The sequence below is a fragment of the Desulfurococcus sp. genome (assembly GCA_026626905.1).
Taxonomy (GTDB): domain Archaea; phylum Thermoproteota; class Thermoprotei_A; order Sulfolobales; family Desulfurococcaceae; genus Desulfurococcus.
The window spans coordinates 105,984-117,131 of sequence record JAPNUX010000004.1; the positions used below are offsets into that span (position 1 = coordinate 105,984).

General features: G+C 58.3%; 6 protein-coding genes and 2 rRNA genes. 3 read left to right on the forward strand and 5 right to left on the reverse strand.

From position 1 onward, the window contains the following. Positions 1 to 259 precede the first annotated feature (259 nt). The 5 genes from OWQ48_04410 to OWQ48_04430 form a co-directional block, all read right to left on the reverse strand. Positions 260 to 1,111 carry a UbiA family prenyltransferase gene (locus tag OWQ48_04410; protein MCY0868456.1) on the reverse strand — a complete coding sequence of 284 codons (852 nt, stop codon included), beginning with the start codon at positions 1,109 to 1,111 and terminating at the stop codon, positions 260 to 262. Between the two features lie 126 nt (positions 1,112 to 1,237). Next, a 23S ribosomal RNA gene (locus OWQ48_04415) occupies positions 1,238 to 4,334 on the reverse strand. Positions 4,335 to 4,527: 193 nt separating this feature from the next. Further along, positions 4,528 to 6,061, reverse strand: a 16S ribosomal RNA gene (locus OWQ48_04420). Together the 16S and 23S rRNA genes form the textbook arrangement of a ribosomal RNA operon. Positions 6,062 to 6,367: 306 nt before the next feature. After that, entirely contained in the window at positions 6,368 to 7,018 is a 651-nt protein-coding gene (locus tag OWQ48_04425) for an HAD family hydrolase (GenBank protein ID MCY0868457.1), read from the reverse strand. Beyond that, entirely contained in the window at positions 7,018 to 7,722 is a 705-nt protein-coding gene (locus OWQ48_04430) for a phosphoglycolate phosphatase (protein ID MCY0868458.1), read from the reverse strand. Before OWQ48_04430 ends, OWQ48_04425 begins: the two co-directional genes overlap by 1 nt. Before the next feature lie 155 nt (positions 7,723 to 7,877). Between OWQ48_04430 and OWQ48_04435 the strand changes: the two genes are divergently transcribed. The 3 genes from OWQ48_04435 (at position 7,878) to OWQ48_04445 (ending at position 11,121) form a co-directional block, all read left to right on the forward strand. After that, positions 7,878 to 9,008, forward strand: coding sequence for an FAD-dependent oxidoreductase (locus tag OWQ48_04435; GenBank protein MCY0868459.1), 1,131 nt, complete (start codon positions 7,878 to 7,880; stop codon positions 9,006 to 9,008). Between the two features lie 6 nt (positions 9,009 to 9,014). Then, positions 9,015 to 9,506: a 4Fe-4S binding protein gene (locus tag OWQ48_04440; GenBank protein ID MCY0868460.1), complete on the forward strand. Its 492-nt coding sequence runs from the start codon at positions 9,015 to 9,017 to the stop codon at positions 9,504 to 9,506. Positions 9,507 to 9,630: 124 nt separating this feature from the next. Continuing rightward, complete coding sequence (locus OWQ48_04445; protein ID MCY0868461.1) at positions 9,631 to 11,121, forward strand: proton-conducting transporter membrane subunit; 1,491 nt, start codon at positions 9,631 to 9,633, stop codon at positions 11,119 to 11,121. Positions 11,122 to 11,148: the final 27 nt, after the last annotated feature.

An 11,148-nucleotide genomic window follows, 5' to 3' on the forward strand; every position in this document is an offset into this window, starting at 1 on the left:
GGTAGCCATGCTCCTCTTCACGCAGCCCCAGGTAGCTCACTCCTCCAGCTGCTACTCGGTGGAGGCTGCTCGGAGAGGACCCCCTGTATTTGAAGGTTTAAGGCTTGTCTGAGTAGAGAGAGGGTTTAGTTTTCCTCTCTCACTGTTCTGTAGGGGAGTTAGTCTAGTATTCGATGCGAACAGCTATCTCTCTAAAAGGATAATTCATCTAGCCGCCAAGCACTACTACTTATTGAAGCATCTAACCGTACTCCTCCGGCTAGGCTTTAAACAGCCAGAAGGCTACTAGCCCTAGGAGCATTTCGAGAAGGGTTTCTCTTCTAGCCTTCTCCAGGACTGCTTTACTGCTTAGTGACCGAGTGGCTTTAATCATGCTGTAAGCGTAGAGGGCTCCAGCCAGTGATATCAGTGCAGTGTAGATGAGCCCCGAGCCGTTTAAGATGCCTGTAGCTACCCCGGCTGCAGGCCCTGCTACGCTGGCTGCAGCCATTAGCTTCGAGGACTCCTTGACTCCGAATCTCATTGGGATCGTGGTGTACCCGCGGGTTCTATCACCCTCTAAATCCTGGATGGCTTTTAAGACTTCTCTCCCAAAGGTTACAATGTATATTGTGGAGGCTAAGCCTACAGCAGTGTAGAAGTCTCCTCTAGGAGCTCCAGCAGCTATGTAGCCGTATGCTATAGGCCCTGTAACCGATGCTGGTACAAGCAGCTGACTCCACCAGTATCTTCTAAGGAAGCTGTAGCCTACACCTAGCAGCGAGTAGACTAGTGTAGTCAGCGTGAAGATAGAGCCTAGAAGAGTGTTCAGGGATAGTGCTGCCGCGAGAAGGAGGATTGATAGGAAGACAGCTGTCTTCGGTGAAGCCTTCCCGCTTGGCAGCGGCTTCCACGGCTTGTTAACCCTGTCAACCTCAACGTCCACTACATCGTTGACTATCATTGATGCCGCGGTAACCGTGAACCCTGTTGCAAAGCCTACTATGATCCTCGCAGCGCCAATAGATTCAGCACTATACCCAGCGAACATTAAGGCGGTGAATACTACTCCAATACCACTCATAAGTGAGTTCAACGGCCTCATCATGGATAAGTAGCTGGTGAAACCCATGAATACCACTTTTCAGTCTCTCTGATCACTTCTAGTTAAATACAAGAAGTTACAGGCGCTGCAGGACGCCTAGACGCAGAGCCTGTACCCGAGCCCAGAGAACCCTGCCATGCAGCACCCCCTGGGTGAGCGCGGCGTTCGGGCTCTTGGGAGCGGCGGGCTGAACCCCTCGGGTTAACCCCTTGGGGCTTACACCCCCGCTCCATCAACCCCGTCTTCTACGGGAGCCCGCGCCGCCACGGGGGAACCCGTAGCGGCAGGCCGCCTCTTTTCGGGGAGGGGTTCCCGCTTAGATGCTTTCAGCGGTTACCCCTTACGGCGTGGCTGCCCGGCGTTGCCCGCCAGGACAACCGGTAAACCAGAGGCCGCGCCGCCCCGTTCCTCTCGTACTGAGGGCAGCTTCCCCTCAGGCGGCCCGCACCCCCCGCGGGTAGAGTCCGACCTGTCTCACGACGGTCTAAACCCAGCTCACGTTCCCCTTTAATGGGCGGGCAGCCCCACCCTTGGGGGCTGCTGCACCCCCAGGATGGGAAGAGCCGACATCGATGTAGCAAACCGCGGGGTCGATGGGAGCTCTCGCCCGCGACGACTCTGTTATCCCCGGGGTAACTTTTCTGTCATGCCCGGCCCCCACCGAGGAGGGCACGAGCGTTCGCTAGGCCGCGGTTTCCCGGCCGGACCCCTTGTGTTCAAGGGTCCGGTCAGGCCGGCTTTTGCCCTTGCACTCTACGGCGGAGCTCTGACCCGCCTGAGCCGACCTTTGGGCGCCCATGTTATCTTTTCGTGGGCGTGCCGCCCCAGCCGAACCGCCCACCTGGCGTTGTCCTCCCGGCTACCCGGGAGTAAGGCGTCCAGGCCGCGATGGGTGGTGTTTCATTGACGCCTCCACTACGCCCGGAGGCGTAGCTTCACAGGCTCCCACCTACGCTACGCATCACGACCCAGACGCCAGCGCCAGGCTGCGGTAAAGCTCCACGGGGACTTATCGCCCTGCGGGGGGTTGCCGGCCTGTGCACCGGCTCCGTGTATTCACGGGGCCCCAGGCCAGGACAGTGGGGACCTCGTTGATCCATTCATGCGCGCCGGAACTTACCCGGCAAGGCATTTGGCTACCTTAAGAGAGTCAGAGTTACTCCCGGCCTTCAGCGGCGCTTCGCCGGGTTGAACCCCGGTTTCACGGACCGCCAGTGGCCAGGATTCAGCCCCCGTTCACACCCTTTCGGGCTTGCGGGGACCTATGTTTTTATTAAACAGTCAGGTCCCCCTAGGCACTGCGACCTGCGGTCCCAGGGGTTTACCCCAGAACCGCAGGCACCCCTTCTCCCGAAGTTACGGGGCCAATTTGCCGAGTTCCCTGGCCTGGGTTAACCCCCAGACGCCTGGGGCTTCTCACCCAGGGGCACCTGTGTCGGTTCTCGGTACGGTCGCGGAGGATCGCTCCCCGTCCCCTTTTCAAGGGCCCCTGGAGTCGGCGGAAGGCCCCTAACGGGACCCCATTCCCGGCTTCAGCCCCTTCTCACCGTGACGGTACTCCAGGGCCTTCACCGGTTAGCTGGGTCGCGCCTATTCAGGCGCCCCCAGTCCGCCTATCCAGAGGCGTCGGAGACGGGGCTTGCGTTGCCGCACCTACCCCCGCGGCACGGGAGTATTAACCCGTTTCCCTTTCCCCGGCTCCGTGTTACGGGCCGGGTTAGGACCGGCTAACCCTCGGCCGACGACCGTTGCCGAGGAACCCTTGCCCTTTCCGGCGGAGGGGATTCCCACCCCTCTTCGCTGTTACTGCCGCCGGGATCTTCACCCGGATCGGGTCCACCGGACCTCACGGCCCGGCTTCTGCCCCGACCCGGCGCCCGCCTACCGGATCACGGCTCCAGCGGAGCCGTGCCCCGGGGTCTCGGCGGCCGGCTTAAGCCCCGACCAATCTTCGGGGCCCCGCGGCTCGGCGGGTGAGCTGTTACGCACTCCTTAGAGGATGGCTGCTGTTAGGCCCACCTCCCCGCTGTCTAAGCCGCGGGACGCCCTTTGGCTTGGCACTTAGCCGGCACTTTGGGGCCTTAACCCCGGTCTGGGTTGTTCCCCTCTCGGCTCCCAGGCTTACCCCGGGAAGCCCCACTCCCGCCTTCTACGGCGGCTACGGGTTCGGAGTTGGACCGGGGACCGAGGCCTTTCGGCCTCCGCATCCCCGATCCGTAGCTCTACCCCGTAGCCTGCCTCCGGCGGGGCTGGGCTGAGACCCACTTCGGCGGGAACCAGCTATCACCGGGCTAGATTGGTCTTTCGCCCCTAGACGGGGGTCATGGGAACGAATTGCACGTCAGAACCCTTTCGGGCCTCCACCGGGGTTTCCCCCGGCTTCACCCTGCCCCCGCCTAGATCGCCCGGTTTCTGGTCCCACGGCAGTGACTCCAGGCCCTTTGGGACCCCGCCCCTCACCGCCTCACGGCGGCTGCGGGCTTGTCGGTTTCCCTGCGCCTACGGGGATCCACCCCCTTAAGCTCGCCACTGCCGTGGACTCCCCGGCCCGTGTTTCAAGACGGACGGCGCGACCCTGGTCCACCCGCCTCGTACTCCCGGGTTGCCCCGGTTTCCTTCAGCGGGCTTCACTCCTTTAGGGCCGCGCCGTATGTAGCCGCCTGGTTTCAGGCTCTTTTCACCCCCCTTGCGGGGTGCTTTTCAGCTTTCCCTCACGGTACTTAGTTCGCTATCGGTCTCGGGACGTATTTAGCCTTGGAGGTCGGTGACCCCCAACTTCCCACGGCAAAACCAAGCCGTGGTACTCTGCTCCACGGCGCAGGCCCCCACCGTTTAGCCTACGGGGCTGTCACCCTCTACGGCGGGCCGTTCCAGGCCACTTCGGCTACAGCGGGTCGGCCTGCTGGGGTCGAACCCCAGCCGTGGAGCCTTTAACCCCACATCCCTCCACGGTCATCCCGTGGAGGTTTGGTCTGGGCTGTCCCCCTTTCGGTCGCCCCTACTCAGGGGATCCCATTTTGGTTTCTTCTCCTCCCCCTACTAAGATGTTTCCGTTCGGGGGGTTCCCGCCCGGTACTCCCCTTACGGGTTTCCCGGGCGCCGCAGGCTTGAAGCCCGCGGCAGGAAGTCCCATTCGGCGATCCCGGGTTCAACGGCTGCCTGCGCCTACCCCGGGCTTATCGCAGCTTGCCACGGCCTTCCTCGGCGCCCGAGCCGAGCCATCCACCAGGCGGCGTCTGCGCCGCGCCCGTGGGGGCGAGAGGCAGGGTTCCCTGGGACTCGATTAGTACCCCTGCGTCCAGGCGTCCTGCAGCGCTCATAACCCCTGGTTCAACCAGGGGGTTCACGCCTTCACACGGGTGTTAGACCCGTGTTGCATCTACAAGGGAGGCAGCCCCTCTAAAGCCTGCTTCCAGCCCTGACCCCACCCTTCGGCGGGGTTCAGGAGGTGATCCAGCCGCACCTTCCGGTACGGCTACCTTGTTACGACTTCTCCCCCCTCAGGGAGGGAGAGTTCGACCCAGCCCGAGGGGCCAGGCCTCACTCTCCCTCCCCTCGGGTGGAGCGACGGGCGGTGTGTGCAAGGAGCAGGGACGTATTCACCGCGCGATGTTGACGCGCGGTTACTAGGGATTCCGCGTTCACGAGGGCGAGTTGCAGCCCTCGATCCCAACTACGGCGGGGTTTGAGGGATTACCTCCCCCTTTCGGGGTCGGATCCCGCTGTCCCCGCCATTGTAGCCCGCGTGTAGCCCGGGGGATTCGGGGCATGCTGACCTGCCGTGGCCCCCTCCTTCCTCCGCCTTGAACGGCGGCAGTCCCCCTAATGTGCCCCGGAGCCGTAGCCCCGGGTAGCAATTAGGGGTGGGGGTCTCGCTCGTTTCCGGACTTAACCGGACATCTCACGACACGAGCTGGCGACGGCCATGCACCTCCTCTCAGCGCGTCAGGCAAGGCCTTTAACCTGGCCGTCATCCTGCTGTCTCCCCCGGTGAGATTCCCGGCGTTGACTCCAATTAAACCGCAGGCTCCACCCCTTGTGGTGCTCCCCCGCCAATTCCTTTGAGTTTCAGCCTTGCGGCCGTACTCCCCAGGCGGCGGGCTTAACGGCTTCCCTGCGGCACTGGGTGGGCTCTAAGCCCACCCAACACCTAGCCCGCATCGTTTACAGCCGGGACTACCCGGGTATCTAATCCGGTTCGCTCCCCCGGCTTTCGCCCCTCACCGTCGGGCGTGTTCCAGCCGAGCGCCTTCGCCACTGGTGGTCCTCCCGGGATTATAGGATTTCGCCCCTACCCCGGGAGTACCCTCGGCCTCTCCCACCCCCTAGCCTGGCAGTATCCCCTCCAACCCCCAGGTTGAGCCTGGGGATTTAGGAGGGGACTTACCAGGCCGGCTACGGGCGCTTTAGGCCCAATAATCATCCCGACCATTCGCGTCGGGGTCCGCTGTGAGGCGGAGCCCCTGATCTCGCGGGGCTGGTATTACCGCGGCGGCTGACACCAGTCTTGCCCCCCGCTTATTCCCCCGCCTTCTTACAGCGGGGAAAAGCCCCCGTAAGGGGGCACTCGGGGTGACCCCGTCACGGTTTCCCGCATTGCGGAGGTTTCGCGCCTGGTGCGCCCCGTAGGGCCTGGGCCCTTGTCTCAGTGCCCATCTGGGGGCTCCCGCTCTCACGGCCCCTACCCGTTATCGGCTTGGCGGGCCGTTACCCCGCCAACTACCTGATGGGCCGCAGCCCCATCCTCGGGCGGGGTAGCAGCGTTAAACCCCTGCTACCCCCTTTCAGGGAGGAACCCTTCCAGGCCTCCTCCCCTATGGGGGATTAGCACCAGTTTCCCGGTGTTATCCCCCTCCCGAGGGTAGGTTAGCCACGTGTTACTCAGCCGTCCGCCACGCCCCGCAGCGGCGGGGCGTTCGACTTCCATGGCTTAGCCCCACCCCGATAGCGGTCGGGACCGGCAGGATCAACCGGAGTTGCGGCCGCTTGGGTGGGGTCAGGGTTTCCGGCGTGGCTTAGAGGGGCTGCCTCCCGTCGGATCCAAGCTCTCGAGGGGTAAGTGCCCCTCGGCTGGCTTGGATCCCCATTGTTGAGCTGGTAAGCGTCTGTATTCTAGTTGTAATGTTAAGGGTTTATATACTTTATGGCTTCTTGAACGTTCACGCCTAGTAGTGTACCCGCGGCGGGAGACCAGCTTATCACTCACCGGGCTACGCCCGGCGTCCAAGTGATGCCGCCGCCGGGTGCGCCGCGGGCTGTGACATGTGACCTCCTAGGGGAGTATTAATTGTTTATGAGGGCGAGGAGTGAGGGTATAGTGTAGTCGGGAGTACACTCACCCTTATTCTTCAGCCATCCTCTATCCACGAGTACAGATCTAACTCTAGCACGCTTTGCTGCAATACAGTCAACGATTCTATCACCAATGTACACGGCTTCACTAGAGTCAACTCCAGTAGCCTTCAAAGCCCTTAAGAGTACATCAGGCTCAGGCTTCCCTCTAACACCCGGCTCAACACCTGATATAGTCTTGAAGAACCTAGTTAAACCAAAGTACTCTAGGAAGAGCTCTAGTCTCTCCCTCACGCTCGAGGATGCAACACCAAGCGTGAAGCCGTTGGAGGAAAGATACTCTAAGACAGGGGGGACATCAGGGTAAACCCTCACGCGTTTAAACCAGTTCTCGCTCACAAGCCTCCTCCTAACCTCAGTAAACTCTCTAAGCTTCTCCTCGCTTACACCACCGAGGATTACTCTCACGAGGGATTCAAGAGGATAACCTATCATCTCCCTGACTAGCTCAGGGTCTACTTGAATCCCTGTAAGCCTTCCAGCCTCCGTGAAACTCCACACTATGAAGTCCTCGCTATCCACGAGAGTACCATCAAGGTCGAAGAGAACTAGTTTAACTCCTAGGAGAGCTGGGTGAACCATTAAAACCACTCCTCGAAAACCTTCCTCAGGATTTCTACAAGCCCCCTCCCACCCGGTGAAGCTGCCCGTATATTGCATGCTTCAACGAGTTCTCTATCAGAGCCTCCGACAGCAGCTTTAAACCCGAGGCGCTTAATAAAATCTAAATCCATAACGCTATCGCCCACCCCGAGAGCCTCCTCACTGCTAACCCCGAGCCTCCTGAGAACATAGTCGACTGCAACACCCTTACTAACACTCTTAGAGTGAACGTGGAGAGCGTAGCCGCTGTAGTCTACCGTGAACCCGCTGAAATTAAACTCCACGTACTCCTTCAACTCCTCAGCCAGCACAGCCGCCCTACCCCTGTGCTCACCTCGAATCCTCAACGCGAAATCATAGAGCCTAAACCTATTCTGCCAGGAGTCCTCGACGAACTCACTAAACCTCTCCAGGATATCATGGTACACGTAGCGAGCCGACTTATCTGCAAGCTCCACTAAACCCCACTCATCATAGTAGACTAGAGCACCAGACTCCGCGATCACAGGTCCATTTAAACCCATATACCTGGACAACCCGACTACTACTGGGAGAGCATTACTAGAGACTAGTGATACTAGAACCCCTCTCTCAGCCACCCTGCGGAGAGCATCTACTGCCTCAAGCGAGATCAAGTAGCTACCCCTGTCAACTGTTAGCGTTCCATCCACGTCTGTAAACACTACTCTAACAGGCAGACGCCACCACCCCGCACAGGTAGATGAGTAAGGAGATTTAAATGACGTAAAGATATATAAAGGAGACCTGTATATACTGTATATAGCAGTATAGTTTAACCATATGCTGATAGTAAAAAGCAATAATAGGTGTGCATAGGATGGATCGCGCATTAGATATAGATATCGAGGTGGCAATTATCGCAGACTACATGAACTTCGGCTTCCACTGCAGGGAGAAGCCGCGGGAGAACGGTTTAAGAGTAGCAGTAGTAGGCGCTGGGCCAGCAGGGCTCTCCGCAGCAGGATACCTAGCCTGCAACGGGTACAGTATCGACGTCTACGATAAGCTACCCGTGCCGGGAGGACTAATAGTGCACGCTATACCCCCCTGGAGGATACCCGTGGAGAGAGTCCTCGGAGGAATCAAGGATCTCGAGGAGAGACTCGGCGTCAAGTTCATTACTAAGGTGAAAGTCTACTCAGGCAGCGAGCCCAGGCGGGATGAAGGCGACGAGTTCGCTGAGAGAACAGTAGGCTTAGAGGAGATAGTAGACAACTACGACCTCGTCTTGATCTCAACTGGCACATGGCTCTCCAAGATCCCCAGGATCCCGGGGTCCAGTGCCAGAGGTGTTGAAAGCGCGCTCTCATACGTGCATAAATTCAAGCTGTACGAGCTGGGGTTAATCAACCATAAGCCTGAAGCCGGCAGGAGAGTCCTAGTGGTGGGTGGAGGATACAGTGCTATAGATGCAGCAGAATGGGCCTTGAGAAGTAAGGCGGAGGTCTACGTGGCTTACAGGAGAACCCTGAGAGAAGCCCCGGCTGGAGTATACGAGATGGAGAGAATTAGGAGAATGGGAGCTGAGATCATAGAGCTCGCCTCACCCATCGAAGTCATCGTGGAGAAAGACTCCGTGAAAGCTGTTAAACTCCAGAGAATGCAGCTAGGCCCCCCTGATGAAACAGGGCGCCCCAAGCCCATACCAGTGCCTGGAAGCGAGTTCACTATTGAAGCAGACGTAGTAGTCTTCGCGACAGGTGAATCACCTACACCACCCCTCCAGCAGGCAGTAGACTACATGAACAAGCTGGGAGTCAAGCTGGATAAAGATGGAAGAATAATCGTGGATGAGATGATGCGGACAGGAAACCCGAAGATATTTGCTGCTGGAGACGTGGTCACAGGGCCCTCGAAGATAGGGCCTGCAATCAAGAGCGGGCTCTACGCAGCCCGCTTCATGCACAACTTAACCCAGGTGAAGAAGGCTATAGCCGTAGAGAGGTGACCCGCTATCTCGAACCCAGGTAGGTACTTAAGAGTCATAGACCTCGGAGCATGCATCGGCTGCGGGGCATGCGAGGCTGTATGCGACTTCCTCCACGATGGGCGCTCGAACATTAAGGTGTACAGGACGAGCATCGGCCTCGAGATCCCGGTTTCATGCATGCACTGCGCGAAAGCCCCCTGCATAGACGTCTGCCCGACGAAAGCCATGAGTAGAGACAGAGACGGCGCAGTCTACATTGAAGCAAGCAAGTGTATAGGCTGCATGGCCTGCCTCTACGCCTGCCCCTTCGGCATCCCCGAGCTAGACGACACGCTTAAAGTAGCCGTGAAGTGCGATCTATGCTCAGCTCTAAGGAAAGCAGGGTTAGAGCCAGCGTGCAGCTCTATATGTCCTGCTGGAGCAATAGTGTACGGTGAGAAAGCCTTAGTCTTCGATAGAATCAAGGAGAGAACAGCTGAAGTAATAGCTGGAGCTAGATTCGAAGCCTTCAGGTGAACCCGTTGAACCCGTGCAGCCTCCACCAGAACCCTCCACCCAGTGTAGAAGGCTCCCCCAGCTTACCCTGTAAACCCCTGGGTAGCTGTCAAGCCGGCGTGGAGAGCAGCGTGGTGTCAGATAATTGAACATCATTCACGTAGCCCTCACGGGACTCACATTCCTCCTCACGCTAACCGGCTCGCTGCCGGCAGGCAGAGGCGCCACGCTAGGTAGAATTCTAAGAGTAACAGGGTTTCTCACACCCCTCATCGATGTATTCTTGAATAGTAGTGGTGCACTGGGATTCCAGGTATTTTTCGTGGCGCTTGCATCCATGGTTGCTGTAGCTGTGACACTACACTCTGAAGGATACTATAAGGCTGCAGGAATCCAAGCCCTCCGCAAGCAGCTGCTCTTCAACACCATGCTGTCATCCACCCTCTTAGTATTTAATGCTAGAACTCTAGGCGAGCTTACAGTAGGATTACTCCTCCTAGACACGCTGGCAATCATTGCTACTATTAGTGGAGGAAGCAGGGCACGCGCAGCAGCCTTACTCTACGCTGTGCTCAACATGACGCCTTCAATCATAGCATTAATCTCAGCATGGACGTGCATAGGGGTTGAGGGATCCCTGACAACAGGTTTCTCGGAGCTCAGCCAAGTCTCCACGCCCCAGCTGGCAGCAGTAGCACTACTAGCCGGCTTTACTGCTAGACTAGGGCTCGCGCCCTTCCATGCATGGCTACCCATAGTAGACGAAGAGATCCCTGAGCACGCGTCAGCAGTCCTGAGCAGCCTGGTAGTGAAGACAGGGGTTTTCAGCCTCCTCCTAGCTTCATCGGTATTCGAGCTGAGTGGTATCCTCTACTACGTTATCCTAGTGCAGAGTGCGGCTACAGCGCTCTACGGGGGTTTAAAGGCTGCTCTCCAAAGGAATATAAGAGAGGTTCTAGCTTACAGCACACTCAGCCATACTGGAGTAATAGGCGTGCTCTACTCGCTTACAATGCTCCATGGAGGAGGGCTCCTCGAGCTCACACTATACTTCTACGTAGTCTACCATGGACTCGTGAAAGCCCATGCATTCATGAATACCGCTCTAGTAGGCAGGCTAGCCGGCACCCTAGACGTCTACAAGCTAGGCTACCTCGGCGGCTCATGCCCCATCCTCCTCGCACCTGCTCTCACAGTATTCTTGAATCTCGCTGGGATCCCGCCTTCATACGGCTTCCCAATGAAGCTTACACCACTCGTAGCAGTAGTAATGCTGGCGCCAGCACAGGGGCCAGCGTTCACGGCAGCCGGGGTAGTGCTTGCTGCTTCCTCAGCTCTATCAATACTCTACAGTGCTAGATTCATTGCATGCTACACCGGGGGGTACAGGAGGATGCTGAAGCCTCCTGCAGTTGTAACGAGAGAAGAGCTGGCTTCAGAATACTATCTAGCCTCAGCCACGCTAATCCTACCGCTACTCTACATAGCTGTAGCTTCACCATGCATGCCCCTCCAGCTAGCAGTAGTATTGATCGCGCTTGAATCCCTGACACTCCCATTATACGCTACACTAGTTCTCAGAAGACAAGGGCTTCAAGCCTGGAGGGGTGAGTGCTGGCTGGCAGGTGCTAGGTGATGGAGGATATAGGGATAGCTACGCGTG

Bases quoted from the DNA above. Each gene is read 5' to 3' on its own strand.
- OWQ48_04425 (MCY0868457.1), bottom strand. From the start codon at position 7,018: ATGGTTCACCCAGCTCTCCTAGGAGTTAAACTAGTTCTCTTCGACCTT.
- OWQ48_04410 (MCY0868456.1), bottom strand. From the start codon at position 1,111: ATGGGTTTCACCAGCTACTTATCCATGATGAGGCCGTTGAACTCACTT.
- OWQ48_04435 (MCY0868459.1), top strand. From the start codon at position 7,878: ATGGATCGCGCATTAGATATAGATATCGAGGTGGCAATTATCGCAGAC.